We start from the raw sequence: 14,338 nt of genomic DNA, 5'->3' as shown, positions 1-14,338 counted from the left end.
CCTTTCGTCGATTCCACCCGCGCGGACACGCCAAGTGGTGAAGTCTTCACACTCGTCGCGTGCGGCTCGGACAGACCAATGTCGAAGGGGGGTTGCTTTCTCCCGCAGTTTTCGGGTTAACTCTCTGGTTCGCCTGATTCAGATTGAGGCGCGCTTGTTCCGCTGCCGGTGATCGGACGGGGCAGTTTCGCCCGGAGGAGCCGGCCTGCTCGCTGTTCGAGGAGCTTCGCAACGAGCAGCTCCCCGTCGACCGGACCAAATCGGTCAGAGGCCTCCCTGTGAAGCGTCGCCACCATCCCGGTGACACCAGCGGGTGTTTCGGTCGCTGCGGCGAGGTCTGTGACGGTGTCGAGTTCTTCTACGATCCGGTCGATACCGAACGATTCCATGTAGTCGCCGCGAAGGAGCGCGTCGAGGTGATGGGTCATGAAGTGGCTGCCTCCGGCGCTTGTCTCGAGTGCGCCGCGAAGGGTCTCAAGGTCAAGGCCGAGTGCTTGTCCGAGAAGGAGGGCTTCCGTGACGGCGGTGACCTGCCCGAACCAGAGCGTGTTTGCCAAGAGTTTGGTGACGTATCCGGAAGCAATATCCGCGCCTGTCTCCACGCGGTTGCTCGGACCGCCGAGCGCCTTGAGGACGGGCGCTGCGCGCGCTAAAGCGTCTTCGGATCCTCCGATGTAGAAGCGAAGGGTGCCAGCTGCCGCGTCGGCCGGGCCCCCTGCCATGGGCGCGCCCAGGCTCAACGCGCCTACCGCCGTGACGGCAGCAGCGACTTCGGTCGCGACTCTCGGGTCGTTGCTGGTGAGATCGACCCAGCAAGCGCCCGCCTGCAGGCCAGTGACCGCCTGGCCGGGACCAAGCATGGCGCGGCGAAGTTCGGGCGGACCTGGCAGCACGGTCACCAAGATGTCGGACCGGGATGCCACCTCGGACTCGCCTGCTACGGCGACTGCGCCGTGCGACTCCGCCAACCGGACTCGGTTCGTGTCGGGGTCGAAGACGCAGACGGGATATCCCGCAGCCACGAATCGAAGAGCCACGGGGAGGCCCATTCGGCCCAGTCCGAGGACACCGATGCTGTCCATCGAACCTCCCACTCAGAACCTTTTCGCGTCTAGGTCAGGTTTCAGACCTTGGCGTCGGGATCGGGCACCTGTCAACCCCGGGCATATGGAGAGGCAAGTGCCTAGAGTCCCGATTAGCCGTCGTGGAACTAGACGCCCTTCGACAGGACTTCCGGCGGGACCACCGGAGCGGTCGGGGGCATTTCACCGATATCGACGACAGTCGAGCGAATGGAGAACGCACATGAAAATCAGTTACGACACCGAAACCGACTCGATCTCGGCCACCGGCCTGAGCGCCGAGCAGAACGCAGAGCTTCAACGGGAGCTCTCGTCTGCGTTGTACCGAAACGAGCCCGTGCAAACCGTAGCCACAACGATCATGGCCGCAGCGCGCCGGTTCGCCTCGAATCCGTGACACCGCTCACCGGTTGTGTAGTTGCCAGTCGGTAGCATCGTCGACGTCTCCGCAAAACCACCGGTCCAGCACTTCCACGAAGTCCGGGTCGTCAGGGGCGGCGCGCAGGAACAAAGTCATCGACGACTTCAGTTTCTGCGCATCGATACTTCCAAGAACAGCGTCTGCTGACTGCCCTGGGGCTGTTGCGATGGCCCGGGCGCTTTCTCTCAATCGTGGTCCGAGCACGGGGTGGTCAAGGAACGCTCGTGCTTCGTTGAGCGAGCTGATTGCGAACTGCTGCGCGGTCGCGCTTCGTCCGAGGCCTGCCACCTGAGGGAAGACGAACCACATCCAGTGAGACGACTTCCGACCGCGCCCGATCTCACGAAGGGCGGTCGTGTACGTCTGACGGTCGTCTTGGGCCGAGACAAATCGAGCCAGATCAAATGGGTCTGCTTTCGGAGCGTCCTCTGTGCCTTCCTCAGTGTCCATGGCGCCATTTCATCACTCGAGACCAGGCAGCGGTGCACTTTTGAGCTCGATGCGGCCCCGGTCGATCTCGTCGTCGAATACGAAGATCATGATTTCGCGGTCTCGAGCATCGCAATCACGTGGGGTGTGCTCCAGCGAAGAAGATCGGTGGACGGTGGCTTTTCGAGGTCCTCTCCCCAGATAGCAACGGCGGCACCCGCCATCGGGCCGGAGAGCAGCGAGCCTGAGTCGCCGTCCCATGCCCGCAGTGACCAGTTGTGACGAAGGTCAGCAACGGTGTATTTGCTATCAGCTTCGTTCAGGTCGGTCGGCACCTCATAGAGGTAGTAGGAGTTGTAGTTGAGCAGCTCGATGCCCGCGTTGTAGAGGTCGTTAGCACTCGCCCGTCGCTGTCGACGTTCGAGGCGTTCCGCCCTGTCTTCCGTGTCGCCGTCGAAGCTCCAGTACGTGACATGGATGCGCGGATCCAGTTGTCTCGCTGCCGCTCGATCTATCCCGTCGTTCCAGGCCCAGACAGCACGGCTACCGAGCGCGGCCGCGATCTCATTGAGCCACGTAACGCGCCGAACCGCGGTGACGCCACCTCCCCATTCGTCGCCGCCGATGTGTACAGCGTGGCTAGATGGGAAGGTCCGCGCCACCTCCCTATACAGCTCCGTTGCCAGTGAAAGGCTGCCAGGTGCCGACGTCTTGAGCTCGTTTTCACCCGAACGAATACGGTCAACCCACTTCGTGCCGTGCCTCGCTTCGAGGAGTGCGAATGCGGCAGCCATGTGGCCGGGGGTGTCGATCTCGGGAACGATGGCGATGCCTCGCTTCGCCGAATAGGCCGAGATCTCGCGTGCCTGCGAGGCGCTCAGAAATGGACGACCCGTTACTCGGCTCGTGTAGACACCGTTCTTGAGTTCGGCATTTGCGGGGGTTTGGCCGAGGACTCTGCTCTCGATTCCGACGTTCCGATCATCGGTGAGATGCAGATGCAGAAAGCGGCCGCCATTCTTGGCGAGGAGGTCGATGTACTTCTCGATCAGCGCCACCGGGTAGTAGGCGCGAGCGACGTCGAGCATCACCCCCGTTGCCGGGCGTGCACCGGCGGCGGGCTTGATCGTGGTGACGGTCGCCTTCGATGCGCGGCAGTTCTCCTCGGAGTAGGCCCCAGCACAGGCGAGGACCGAATACTTTCCAGCTGTCGAGCGGAGGGGCGCAGTGTGGGTCGTGCGGATCGTTGTGCTGGCACCCGAGGCGAGTGCCTTCACGGTCACCTGGCCCAGCGCGTACCTCTTGTGTCCGGCCGCGAGATAGAGCCAGGCATGGAGTGCTGGCTTGCGTGTCGAGGCGGCGTTCCGGACCTTGAGGGTGGTGTGCACGGCTGTGCCGGCGGAGGTGGCGGCGCCGGTCGCGGTGACCTTGGTGACGGTTATCGGCGAAGCTTTGGATTCGACGACGGCGGCCTTCGTGCCAGAAGTGCTCAGCGCTCGGGCGTCCGCTGACCCTGTGAGTGCACCGGTGCCAACTAAAGCTGTTACCGACAACGCGAGTGCCACACCGACAGCGATGGGGCGTCGAAGCTGATGAGGAAACGCTGCTGAAGGCGACACTGACATGGTCCTTTTCTGACGCACCACTGTGTCCTGCCGCTCATGCATGCCTACCGACCCCCGCTACCACTACGCCATCCAACAGGTGAGGAAGGCGGAACGAGCGTATCGGACTCGTGTGAAGAGCATCGAGCGATCATCAGGCCCCACCAGCACATGTCCTCAGCCGGGCAGAGTTGGCTGCGGAGTAGACCACACCGGACGAGACAGCCATCGAGACTCGGCGCCGAACTTGAACCGAGGAATGGTAAATCAACCGCTTGGTTGATAACCGCATAGAAAGTTGACATGGACGGCTACGCCATCTGCATGGACCGAAGCAATCGATACTCAAGGATTGGGCAGCATGCGGGAACGCACGCTGGGCTGCTCGACCTCCTCGAGGACAGCGTTCCCGACGGTTCGACGTTGGTGGGGTTGGTTCTTAGCTTTGGCTCGCAGATTCAACCGCAAATGCCACTTCGCCTGGCGACCTGAAACAGGCCGCACCTCGGTTGTCGGCGGCCACCGCCCGGGGAAGAGAGAATGGTCGACGTGAATGTCGTCGACTGGCTGGGAGACTCCCGCGCGGTGCTGCCCTTCGGCATCGCCCTCGCTGTCGCCGTCGTCGCGGCGTTCCTGGAGTCGGGGGTGGGGCTCCTCCTGTTCGTTCCGGCCGGGCCGATAGTGATCGTTGCGGCGAGCGGCACGGCGACCGTCCCTGGGATCCTCGGGCTCGTCGTCGCGGTTGCCGTCGCCCGGGTCGTCGGCGATATCGTCGGCTTCCGGTTCGGGCGCACCCGTGGTGCCGCGGGCGCCCGCGACTCCGCGGTCGTCGCCCGCCTCGGCGCGCGGCACTGGGATGTCGCCGTCTCGTCGCTGAAGCGCCACGGCCCGCTCGCTGTGCAGCTGTCGCGGCTAGTACCCGTGCCGCGGGCGCTCGCCCCTGCGGTCGCCGGCGCCTCGGGCATCGCGCCGGCGCGGTTCGTCCGGGCGAGCGTCGTGGCCTCGGTCGCCTGGTCACTCCTCTACGTCGGCGTGGGAGTGCTCGCGCGCGCGTCGTTCCCGATCGTGCGGCCGTACCTCGGCGTCGGCGCGTGGTTCGTCATGGCCGTGCTCGTCGCTGTCGGCATCGTGTATCTGGTGCTGCGAACGATGATCGTGCGGCTTCCCGCCGGCGACATCCGCCGCGTGCTCGGCGACTCGTCGTTCGCCGGGGCGAGCCCGAACGCCGAGGGCGGATCAAGCCTGCTGCAGCGGCTGTTCCACGAGGACAACTGGCGCACGCTGCCCAATGTGATTTCGGCCGTGCGGATCTTCTTGTTGCCGCTCTTCGGGGTGCTGCTCGTCGCCCACCAGTTCTGGACCGCGATCGTCACGCTGCTCGTCGTGTTCCTCACCGACTTCGTCGACGGGTTCATCGCGCGCCGCTTCAACCAGATGTCGAATCTCGGAGCCTGGCTCGACCCGGTGGCCGACCGTCTGACCGTCGTCTTCGTGGTCGCCGCATTCGCGGCGTCGAACATCGTGCCGTGGCAGCTGGTGCTGATCCTGCTCATTCCCGACCTGCTGTCGGGGGCGTGGGCCGTCGTCGCGTTCGGCGGAGCGCCCGACGTTCGTGTGTCGAAAGTCGGCAAGGTGCGGACGGCGCTCCTGTTCACCGGGCTGTTTCTGCTGCTGTTCGGCGAGGCCGTGAGCGGGGCGCACGACGTGCTCGTCGAGGTCGGGTTCGCGTCGTTCGTGCTTGGAGTCGTCGGGCACTATCTGGCCATGGCGCGGAACGCCCGCGGCCTGGTGACGCTGTGGCAGCGAGAGCCCGCCCGGGTCTGAGCCGACACCACGCCTCATGGGCGACCCCAAGGGGATGCCAAGCGGGGGCAGAGGTCAGGCGCTGATCGTTGACAATTCAACGAAGGGTGCACTCATGAACATCAGGCAGAAGGGGCTCCGCGGAGCCCGGGCCGTCACCGCGGCCGTCGGCGGCATCGGGATCGCGATCGCGGCCGTCACCGGCATCGCGGTCTGGAACCAGAGCAACGACGAGAAGGCGGACGCGGCGGCGACGAGCACGACCGAGTCGACCGATACGAGTGGCAGCACCGCGACGACCGAGCCGACTGACACGTCCAGCAGCAGCAGCGGCACGAGCAGCAGCGACAGCAGCAGCGGCACGAGCAGCAGCGACTCCACCGACAGCAGCTCGACGACCACGACGCCGATCACTGGAGGAACGTCGACCGGGTCGTCCGACGCGACGTCCACCGGATCCTGACTTCTCGCCCATCAGCAAGCGTCCAGAAACCTCATGGCCACGGCATCGGAACTGGACTGAGAGCGCATAGGCCGGCCGGTGAGAGTGGAAGTCCGCGATGGAAGGACTCCCGCATGAACGAGCAGCTCACCCCCACCCGCGCCACCGCCCTCAACGCGACCGTGGACTGGCCCATCTGGAGCACGACGGCCCGCATCGTCGTGACCGACGCGACGGCGCTGAACCGGGCTCGACGGATCGCCGATCGGATCCTCGTCGATGTCGAGATGGCGTGCAGCCGGTTCCGTGACGACTCCGAGCTGCGGCTGATCGGCGGACGGGCATCCGAGGGCGTCGAGGTCAGCGACATGCTCGCCGCCCTCGTCGACCGGGCTTTGCTCGCCGCGCGCTCGACCTTCGGCGACGTCGATCCAACTCTCGGCGGTGTGCTCGACGGACTCGGCTACGACCGCGACGTGCGTCTGCTGCCGCATGCGCAGCACGGTGACGAGGCCTCGTTCTCAATGTCGGTCGCGACGCCGCGCGAACCGGGCTGGCGCAGGATCCGACTGGTCGACCGGGTGCTGACCGTCCCCGACGACCTGAGGCTCGACCTCGGGGCCACAGCGAAGGCGATTGCGGCCGACCTGTGCGCCACGGCCATCGCCGACGAGCTGCATTGCGGCGTGCTGGTCAGCCTCGGCGGCGACCTCGCGACTGCTGGGCGCTCGCGCGACGACGGCTGGCAGATCACGGTCCGCGATCTCGACCGCGACCCCGAGACTCGCGTCACCCTGGCCGACGGCTTCGCGGTCGCGACGTCGAGCACACAGAAGCGACGGTGGGTGCACGACGGCCGTCAGGTGCACCACATCCTCGACCCTCGGCTCGGTCTTCCCGCCCCGGCCGTCTGGCGAAGCGTGACCGTCGCGGCGCACGACTGCCTGCGGGCGAACACCCTGTCGACCGCGGCGATCGTCCGCGGTCGCCGGGCCGTGGAGTTCCTCCGCGACGAGCAGACGCCGGCCCGACTGGTCGACGCCCGTGGCAACGTGGTGCATCTCAACGGCTGGCCCGACGACGAGCGCGAGCCCGCGCCCGCCCTGTTCCGTCGGGCGGGCTGACATGGAAGACGCTCTCTGGGCTCTCGGCCGAGGTACTGGAGTCGCCTCGCTCGTGCTGTTCACCGTCTCGGTGCTGCTCGGTGTCGTGACCCGCTCGGGCCGGCCTCTGCCCGGTCTGCCGCGCTTCGCCGTCACCCTGGTGCACCGCAACGTGTCGATGGCTGCGACTCTCCTTCTCGTTGTGCACATCGTCAGCCTGCTGTTCGACCCGTATGCGCAGCTCACCCTGCTCGACACGATCGTTCCGTTCTTCGGCGAGTACCGCCCCGTGTGGCAGGGCCTCGGCACGCTCGCGTTCGACTTGGTGCTCGTGATCGTCGCCACCGGCCTGCTCCGCCACCGCATCGGCAACCGGGTGTTCCGGGCCGTGCACTGGTCGACCTACGCGCTCTGGCCCGTCGCCCTCGCGCACGCCATCGGCAACGGCACGAACGGCACCGATGGTTGGTTCCTGGCGCTCGCCGGAGTCTCCGTCGCCCTGGTCGCCACCGCCGTCGCCTGGCGTCTCACCACCCGCTTCATCGAGTTCCGCGGCGTCCGCGTCGCCTCGCCCGTCCGATCCGGAGGGATCTCATGACCTTGACCCAGCCCATCACCACCAGCATCGCCGGCCCAACCGGCGTCAGTCGCCTCTTCGCCGCCGGGGCCAGCGACTTCCGCTCGCACCGTGCCGTGTTCGGCCCGATGCCGGGCGCCGTCGACGAGGGCCATCTGCTGGCCGAGCTCGAAGCATCGGGTCTGGCCGGCCGCGGCGGCGCCGCCTTTCCGACCTGGCGCAAGCTGGTCGCCGTGCGCGATGCGTCGTCCGGAGGCACCCGCGCCGGCAGGGCTGGCAGTGGCGCCGGCACCGGCCGCCGCGGCTCCGCGACGCGAGGCGGCCCCGTCGTCATCGCGAACGGCGCCGAGGGCGAGCCGCTCAGCCGCAAAGACGAGACCCTTCTCGCCGGTGCCCCGCATCTCGTGATCGACGGCCTCCTGCTCGCCGCGACGTCGGTCCGCGCATCGGACGTCGTCCTGTATGCCCCGACGCGCAGCCTCGAGCACGTCTCCCGTGCCATCGCCGAGCGCACCGACGCCGAGCGCATCCGACTCGTGACGGCCCCCGAGACCTTCCTCTCGGGCGAGGCTTCCGCCGTCGTGAGCGCGGTCGGCGGGGGCCGGGCCATCCCCCGTGACCGCATCGCGCGCCTCAGCGAAAGTGGCCTCGGCGGTGCGCCGACCCTGGTGCAGAACGTCGAGACCCTCGCCCACCTGGCCCTGCTGGCCCGTTTCGGCGCGACATGGTTCCGCTCCCGCGGCACCGACGAGGATCCGGGCACCCGCCTTGTTTCGGTCAGCGGCGATGTGCCAAGCCCCCGTGTCTACGAGGTGGCTGCCGGAATGCCGCTCCTCGATCCGCTGGTGTCTGCCGGCGCCCGGCCTCCGGGGATCGGCGCGGTGTTGGTCGGCGGCTACCACGGCGCCTGGGTGCCCGGTACCGCGGTGGCGACACCGCTCTCACCCTCCGGCCTGCGGCCGTTCGGAGCGGCACCGGGCGCCGGGATCCTGATGGTCCTCGGCCCGCACCGCTGCGGCCTCGACGCCTCCGCCGAGATCGTGGAGTACCTCGCCGGGCAGTCGGCCAAACAGTGCGGGCCCTGCGCCAACGGCTTGCCGCGTCTCGCCGACGTGCTGCGACGACTGGCGCGGCGCGACCGGGCCGAGTGGCTGCCCGCCGAGATCGAACGCCTGGCACGGGTGGTGGCCGGTCGCGGATCCTGCCACCATCCCGACGGCACCGCGCGGCTCGTGCTGAGCACGCTCACCGTGTTCGCGGACGACGTGCAGGCGCACCTGCAAGGGCGCTGCGAGGTGCGGCGATGAGCCGGGATGCCTCCTCAAGGAGCGACGCGTCGCTCCACATCGACTGGACCCTCTGCGACGGGCGGGGGCTCTGCACCGAACTGCTGCCGGAGCTGCTGACCCGCGACGAGTGGGGCTACCCGCTCGCCGCAACGGGATCGGACGTGACTGTGCCAAATGAGCTCGTCGGCCCCGCAAAGCGGGCGGTGGGGCTGTGCCCGCGAGCGGCGCTGCGTCTCAGGGCGTCTGCAGGTGCCTGATGGGCGGGCGTAGCGTTGTGGGCATGACACGTCTCACCACGCCCTTCGGGGCAAAGACCACGGCCGCCGAGATCCTCGACGGCAGCATCACCGACCGGGTCGACCTCACCGGCAAGCGTGCCGTCGTCACCGGCGGCGCCTCGGGCATCGGGCTCGAAACGGCTCGGGCCCTCGCGGGTGCCGGGGCCGACGTGACGCTCGCCGTCCGCAACGAGAGCGCAGGATCCGACGCGGTCGCCGACATCCGCGGCACCACCGGCTCCGACAAGGTTCACGCCGCCTACCTCGACCTGCAGAAGCGCGACACCCTGCGCGCCTTCGCCGACGCCTACGAAGCTCCGCTCGACATCCTCGTGAACAACGCCGGCATCATGGCGACGCCCCTGACTCGCACGCCCGAGGGCTGGGAGCTGCAGTTCGCCAACAACCACCTGGGGCACTTCGCGCTGGCCCTCGCCCTGCACGACTCACTCGCCGCGGCCTCCGACGGAGCGCGCATCGTCTCGCTGTCGTCGACCGGGCACCACTACTCCGACGTCGTGTTCGACGACCTCGCCTTCGAGGCGCGCGAGTACGACCCGTGGCTCGGCTACGGGCAGTCGAAGACGGCGAATGTGTTGTTCGCGGTCGGTGCCGGCAGCCGATGGGCCGACGACGGGATCACGGCCAACGCCGTGCACCCGGGTGGCATCATGACGAACCTGCAGCGGCACATGGATCCTGCGGAGTTCACTCGTCGTGGCTGGATCGACGCCGACGGCAAGCCGAACCCGGCGTTCAAGTCGACCGAGCAGGGCGCGTCGACGTCGGTGCTGGTCGCCGCGTCGCCGCTCGTCGCGGGAGTCAGCGGCCGCTACTTCGAAGACGCCAACGAGGCGGTGCCGTTCGACGAGGCGAAGCCCGGCGTCGGAGTGAAGTCGTATGCACTCGATTCGGCCTCGGCCGAACGCCTGTGGGAGGTGTCGCTCGGCCTCGTGGGCTGACGGCGAGGGGCCGAGCGCAGGCCGGCTTTATGACGCGTTTCGGCCTTATCGACCCGGCTCGCCGCGTCGGATTGGCCGATCTGCGTCACTTCGCCCTCCGAAACGGCGAAGGGCGCCGCCACCTCGAGAGGTGACGGCGCCCTTCAGCAAGCGGTGCGAACTACGCGCGGCTGCCCTTGCGGCCGGTGATCGCGCCCCAGATGACGAGCACGATGAGCGAGCCGACGATGGCGATGATCCAGCTCTGAATCGAGAAGAATCCGTTGTAGTCGACGTTGAAGATCAGGCCGCCGAGCCATCCGCCGAGGAGGGCGCCGATCACGCCGAGCACGAGGGTGGCGATCCAGCCGCCGCCCTGACGGCCGGGAAGGATCGCCTTGGCGATGGCGCCGCAGATGAGGCCGAGAAGAATGAATGCGAGGAAGCTCACGATGGTGCTCTCTTTCTAAGTGGGGTTGCTGTCACCGGTAGGTGAGGAATTACGCGAAGCGCTTTTTGGCTTTCTTCGCGGCGATCTTGCGGCCCCTGGCGACGTCTTTCTTCGCCTGCTTGCGGGCCTTCTTGACCTTGGGGTCGTTCCAGACGCCGGTGAAGGCGCTGGTGATCTCTCTGTAACGAGACGTACCGGCTTTTGCGCCCAGCAGGTAGGCAAAGAAAGCGATGATGATGATTACTACGAATTTCGGTCGCATTATGTGTCCTCCCAGATGGACTGACGAAGCCGGAGGGCCTCGTGCATTCGAGGTCGCCCGAATACTGAGGAAACGCTAGTCCACAGCGCATTTGCAGGTTCTCAGGTGTCAGTTTTTCGGGGTACAAGGTCGGTCTGGGTCGAGCGCGGCGTCACGCCCCCGCCCACTGTTCGAAACACTCCCGCAACAGCGGGCCCCTAGGTTCGACACATGGGAGACCTCTTCGACGGTTACGCCGGTGTCGCACGCCGAGACACCCGCCGCCGCTCATCACCGGCATGGGACGAGATGTTCCAGGGGGCCGGGCATCCGCGCAGCATGTACCGCGAGATCCATGCGGCTCTCGAGAGCATGACGCAGGATGAACTCCGTGGCCGGACAGCCGCCCTCGCCGACTCGTACCTCGCCCAGGGCGTGACCTTCGACTTCGCCGGCGAGGAGCGGCCGTTCCCGCTCGACGCGGTTCCGCGAGTAATCGAGCAGGCCGAGTGGCTCACCGTCGAGCGCGGCATCAAGCAGCGGGTGCGCGCGCTCGAGGCGTTTCTCGCCGACGTCTACGGAGACCAGCGCTGCGTTGCCGACGGCGTGATCCCGGCGTCGCTCATCACCTCGTCGAGCCACTTCCACCGGCAGGCCGCGGGTATCGACCCGGCGAACGGCGTGAGGATCCAGGTCTCCGGCATCGATCTCATCCGCGACGAGGCGGGTGCGTGGCGCGTGCTCGAAGACAACGTGCGGGTGCCGAGCGGTGTCAGCTACGTCATATCGAACCGGCGGGTGATGGCCCAGACGCTTCCCGAGCTCTTCGTCTCCATGCGGGTCCGCCCGGTGGGCGATTACCCGAACCGACTGCTGCATGCGCTGCGGAAGAGCGCGCCGACGGGAGTCGAGGATCCTACCGTCGTCGTTCTCACCCCCGGAGTCTTCAATTCGGCGTACTACGAGCACACCCTTCTCGCTCGCCTGATGGGGGTCGAACTCGTCGAGGGCCGCGACCTCTACTGCTCCGGCGGGCGCGTGTGGATGCGGACGACCGCGGGGCCGCAACGCGTCGACGTGATCTATCGCCGCGTCGACGACGAATTTCTCGACCCGCTGCAGTTCCGCGCCGACTCGGTGCTGGGTTCGCCCGGCCTGCTCATGGCGGCGCGCCTCGGCACTGTGACCATCGCCAACGCGGTGGGCAACGGGGTCGCCGACGACAAGCTCGTTTACACTTACCTGCCCGACCTGATCCGTTACTACCTCGGCGAAGACGCGATCCTGCCGAATGTCGACACCTGGCGACTCGAAGACCCGGGAGCCCTCGAAGAGGTGCTCGACCGGCTCGACGAGCTCGTGGTCAAGCCGGTCGACGGCTCGGGCGGAAAGGGGCTCGTCGTCGGGCCCGCCGCGTCGAGGGCCGAACTCGACGACCTTCGCGGTCGCCTGCTCAAAGACCCTCGCGGGTGGATCGCGCAGCCGGTGGTGCAGCTGTCGACGATTCCCACGCTCGTCGACGAGGGGCTCCGCCCGCGGCACGCGGACCTTCGCCCGTTCGCGGTCAACGACGGCGACGACATCTGGGTGCTCCCCGGCGGTCTCACCCGTGTCGCGCTGCCGGAGGGGCAGCTCGTCGTCAACTCCAGCCAGGGCGGCGGCTCGAAAGACACCTGGGTGGTCGGCCTCGACGCCGACACCTGGACCGGTGGTCACAACGTCGGCGAGCTCGTCAGCGAGCAGGCCACGCAGACCTCGTCGATCCCGATCGTCGCCGCCGAACACGTTCCCGATCAGTCGCCTGCCGACGACCCGAAACGCGACCAGCAGTCGCAGCAGCAGCAGGAACACCAACAACAGCAACGTCAGCTGTCTGACACGGAAGAGACATCATGCTGAGCCGCATCGCCGAGAGCCTGTTCTGGATCGGAAGGTACATCGAGCGGGCAGACGGGACCGCCCGGATCCTCGACGTCCACCTGCAGTTGCTGCTCGAAGACCCATGGATCGAAGAGGACGCCGCGTGCCGGTCGCTCCTCTCGGTGATGGGATCGGACGCCCCCGACGACACCGCGCTCACCCGGGCCGACGTGCTGACGATGCTCGCCGTCGACCGGCACAACCCGGCCTCGATCGCGTTCTCGCTCGGCGCCGCTCGCGAGAACGCCCGGCGTGCCCGCGAGATCGTCTCGACCGAGCTGTGGGAGTGCCTCAACACGACCCGGGCCCGGATGCCGCGCAAGGTGTCGAGCGAGAAGGTCAGCGATTTCTTCGCCTGGGTGCGCGAACGGTCGGCACTCGCCGTCGGCATCATCGAATCGGCGACGAGCCGCGACGAGGTCTGGCAGTTCTTCACGCTGGGGCGCTCGATCGAGCGTGCCGACATGACCGCCCGCCTGCTCGCCACGCGCACCCTGACCGAGGCGTCGGGCCCGTCGTGGACGACGATCCTCCGGTCGGTCGGCGCCTACGAGGCGTACCTCCGCACCTACCGCGGGGTGCCGAGTGCGCGCAACGCCGCCGAGTTCCTGCTGCTCGACCGCCTCTTCCCGCGGTCGGTGCTGTTCGCCATCTCGCGCGCCGAGAACTGCCTGCGCGAGGTCGAGCCCGGCACCGCGCGCACCTCGTCGTCAGATACCGGGGTCAGGATCCTGGGACAGATGCGGTCCGAGCTCGAATACAGGCCGATCGCCGAGATCCTCGATGATCTGCCGAAGCACATGGATGCCGTCCAGGCCGCCACCTCCGCCGCGTCGGAGGCGATCCGCCAGCGCTACTTCCCGACCTCCGCCGCCCCGACCTGGGTGGGAGAGCGCTCGTGAGCCGGCTTCGGATCCGCCACGTCACCGGGTTCCAGTACCTCGGTGAGGCGAAGGCCAGCTATAACGAGGCCCGCATGCTGCCGGCGTCGACCGAGACACAGTTCGTGCTCTCGTCGCACCTGCGCATCGAGCCGAACTCGGGCGCGCACGAGTACCTCGACTACTGGGGCACGCGTGTCTCGTCGTTCGAGGTGCTGCAGCCGCACACCGAGCTCTCGCTGTCGGCGACCTCGCTCATCGAGGTGCGTGGCACGCCGCACCTGCCGCACGACCTGTCGTGGGCCGACCTCGAGACGGCGGCCGCGCGATCGGCCGAGTTCGTCGAGCAGCTCGAGCAGACACCGCTCACCGAGCCGCCGGTCGAGGTGGCGGCGCTCGCCGCCGACGCCGTCGCGGCGACGAACGCCCCCTGTGACGCCGCCCTTCGCATCTGCGAGGAGATCGGTGATCGAGTGTCGTATCTGCGGGGCGTCACGAACGTGAAGTCGACCGCGGCCGAGGCCTGGGAGGCGAAGGCCGGGGTCTGCCAAGACATCGCGCACATCACGCTGGGCGCATTGCGGTCGGCGGGGATCCCGGCGCGGTACGTCTCGGGCTACCTGCACCCCAAGCCCACCGCGGAGCTCCGCGAGACCGTGACCGGCGAATCGCACGCGTGGGTGGAATACTTCTGCGGATCCTGGTCAGGGTACGACCCGACGAACCTCATCGACATCGGAGAGCGCCACGTCGTCGTCGGGCACGGACGCGACTACAACGATGTGCCGCCGTTGCGCGGTGTCTACGGCGGCTCCGGTGCGTCGAAACTCTTCGTGACGGTCGAGATCACCCGCGAGGCGTAGGGGCGCCGCGGCG

16 protein-coding genes and 1 pseudogene are annotated in these 14,338 nt (G+C 67.6%); 10 read left to right on the top strand and 7 right to left on the bottom strand.

Translation table 11 applies throughout. The annotated features are described in order from the left end of the window. Window positions 1-116: 116 nt before the first annotated feature. The 4 genes and pseudogenes from ITJ49_RS17530 to ITJ49_RS05760 all read right to left on the bottom strand — a co-directional run bounded on the left by ITJ49_RS17530 (window position 117) and on the right by ITJ49_RS05760 (window position 3,599). Window positions 117-602: an NAD-binding protein gene (locus ITJ49_RS17530; RefSeq protein ID WP_370544394.1), complete on the bottom strand. Its 486-nt coding sequence runs from the start codon at window positions 600-602 to the stop codon at window positions 117-119. Between the two features lie 24 nt (window positions 603-626). Further along, window positions 627-1,082 (bottom strand): annotated as a pseudogene (locus ITJ49_RS18140) (NAD(P)-binding domain-containing protein); the annotation flags it as partial. A 403-nt stretch (window positions 1,083-1,485) separates the two neighbouring features. After that, entirely contained in the window at window positions 1,486-1,953 is a 468-nt protein-coding gene (locus ITJ49_RS05765) for a DUF1810 domain-containing protein (RefSeq protein WP_194602561.1), read from the bottom strand. Window positions 1,954-2,039: 86 nt separating this feature from the next. Then, window positions 2,040-3,599: a family 20 glycosylhydrolase gene (locus ITJ49_RS05760; RefSeq protein WP_194602558.1), complete on the bottom strand. Its 1,560-nt coding sequence runs from the start codon at window positions 3,597-3,599 to the stop codon at window positions 2,040-2,042. A 240-nt stretch (window positions 3,600-3,839) separates the two neighbouring features. Between ITJ49_RS05760 and ITJ49_RS05755 the strand changes: the two genes are divergently transcribed. Together ITJ49_RS05755 and ITJ49_RS05750 are read left to right on the top strand one after the other, a co-directional pair. Next, window positions 3,840-4,028: a hypothetical protein gene (locus ITJ49_RS05755; RefSeq protein ID WP_194602554.1), complete on the top strand. Its 189-nt coding sequence runs from the start codon at window positions 3,840-3,842 to the stop codon at window positions 4,026-4,028. Between the two features lie 48 nt (window positions 4,029-4,076). Further along, window positions 4,077-5,360, top strand: coding sequence for a CDP-alcohol phosphatidyltransferase family protein (locus ITJ49_RS05750; RefSeq protein ID WP_194602552.1), 1,284 nt, complete (start codon window positions 4,077-4,079; stop codon window positions 5,358-5,360). A gap of 54 nt (window positions 5,361-5,414) precedes the next feature. On the opposite strand, the gene ITJ49_RS05745 is transcribed toward ITJ49_RS05750, so the two are convergent. Beyond that, entirely contained in the window at window positions 5,415-5,792 is a 378-nt protein-coding gene (locus ITJ49_RS05745; protein ID WP_194602549.1) for a hypothetical protein, read from the bottom strand. A 123-nt stretch (window positions 5,793-5,915) separates the two neighbouring features. On the opposite strand from ITJ49_RS05745, the gene ITJ49_RS05740 reads away from it, so the two are divergent. Genes ITJ49_RS05740 through ITJ49_RS05720 form a run of 5 tightly spaced genes read left to right on the top strand, consistent with a single transcriptional unit; the run spans window position 5,916 to window position 9,990 of the window. Then, window positions 5,916-6,905 (top strand): FAD:protein FMN transferase, encoded by a 990-nt coding sequence (locus ITJ49_RS05740; RefSeq protein ID WP_194602545.1) that lies wholly within the window; start codon window positions 5,916-5,918, stop codon window positions 6,903-6,905. 1 nt (window position 6,906) lies between these two features. Further along, on the top strand, window positions 6,907-7,482 hold the full coding sequence (locus ITJ49_RS05735) for a ferric reductase-like transmembrane domain-containing protein (RefSeq protein WP_194602542.1): 576 nt from the start codon (window positions 6,907-6,909) through the stop codon (window positions 7,480-7,482). Next, on the top strand, window positions 7,479-8,768 hold the full coding sequence (locus ITJ49_RS05730) for an NADH-ubiquinone oxidoreductase-F iron-sulfur binding region domain-containing protein (protein ID WP_194602539.1): 1,290 nt from the start codon (window positions 7,479-7,481) through the stop codon (window positions 8,766-8,768). Before ITJ49_RS05735 ends, ITJ49_RS05730 begins: the two co-directional genes overlap by 4 nt. Further along, on the top strand, window positions 8,765-9,007 hold the full coding sequence (locus ITJ49_RS05725; protein WP_194602537.1) for a ferredoxin: 243 nt from the start codon (window positions 8,765-8,767) through the stop codon (window positions 9,005-9,007). Before ITJ49_RS05730 ends, ITJ49_RS05725 begins: the two co-directional genes overlap by 4 nt. A 23-nt stretch (window positions 9,008-9,030) precedes the next feature. Then, window positions 9,031-9,990: an SDR family NAD(P)-dependent oxidoreductase gene (locus ITJ49_RS05720; RefSeq protein ID WP_194602534.1), complete on the top strand. Its 960-nt coding sequence runs from the start codon at window positions 9,031-9,033 to the stop codon at window positions 9,988-9,990. 160 nt (window positions 9,991-10,150) lie between these two features. On the opposite strand, the gene ITJ49_RS05715 is transcribed toward ITJ49_RS05720, so the two are convergent. Together ITJ49_RS05715 and ITJ49_RS05710 are read right to left on the bottom strand one after the other, a co-directional pair. Continuing rightward, window positions 10,151-10,420 (bottom strand): GlsB/YeaQ/YmgE family stress response membrane protein, encoded by a 270-nt coding sequence (locus ITJ49_RS05715; protein ID WP_194602532.1) that lies wholly within the window; start codon window positions 10,418-10,420, stop codon window positions 10,151-10,153. A gap of 49 nt (window positions 10,421-10,469) precedes the next feature. Further along, window positions 10,470-10,682, bottom strand: coding sequence for a hypothetical protein (locus tag ITJ49_RS05710; protein WP_194602530.1), 213 nt, complete (start codon window positions 10,680-10,682; stop codon window positions 10,470-10,472). A 210-nt stretch (window positions 10,683-10,892) separates the two neighbouring features. Between ITJ49_RS05710 and ITJ49_RS05705 the strand changes: the two genes are divergently transcribed. The 3 genes from ITJ49_RS05705 to ITJ49_RS05695 are packed head-to-tail and all read left to right on the top strand — an operon-like array spanning window position 10,893 to window position 14,325. Further along, window positions 10,893-12,560: a circularly permuted type 2 ATP-grasp protein gene (locus ITJ49_RS05705; RefSeq protein ID WP_194602528.1), complete on the top strand. Its 1,668-nt coding sequence runs from the start codon at window positions 10,893-10,895 to the stop codon at window positions 12,558-12,560. After that, window positions 12,554-13,483 (top strand): alpha-E domain-containing protein, encoded by a 930-nt coding sequence (locus ITJ49_RS05700; RefSeq protein ID WP_194602526.1) that lies wholly within the window; start codon window positions 12,554-12,556, stop codon window positions 13,481-13,483. Before ITJ49_RS05705 ends, ITJ49_RS05700 begins: the two co-directional genes overlap by 7 nt. Further along, window positions 13,480-14,325: a transglutaminase family protein gene (locus ITJ49_RS05695; RefSeq protein ID WP_194602523.1), complete on the top strand. Its 846-nt coding sequence runs from the start codon at window positions 13,480-13,482 to the stop codon at window positions 14,323-14,325. Before ITJ49_RS05700 ends, ITJ49_RS05695 begins: the two co-directional genes overlap by 4 nt. Window positions 14,326-14,338: the final 13 nt, after the last annotated feature.

It is taken from the genome of Frondihabitans sp. VKM Ac-2883 (genome assembly GCF_015350875.1).
Lineage (GTDB): Bacteria > Actinomycetota > Actinomycetes > Actinomycetales > Microbacteriaceae > Frondihabitans.
This window is presented reverse-complemented; position numbering and strand designations above follow the sequence as displayed.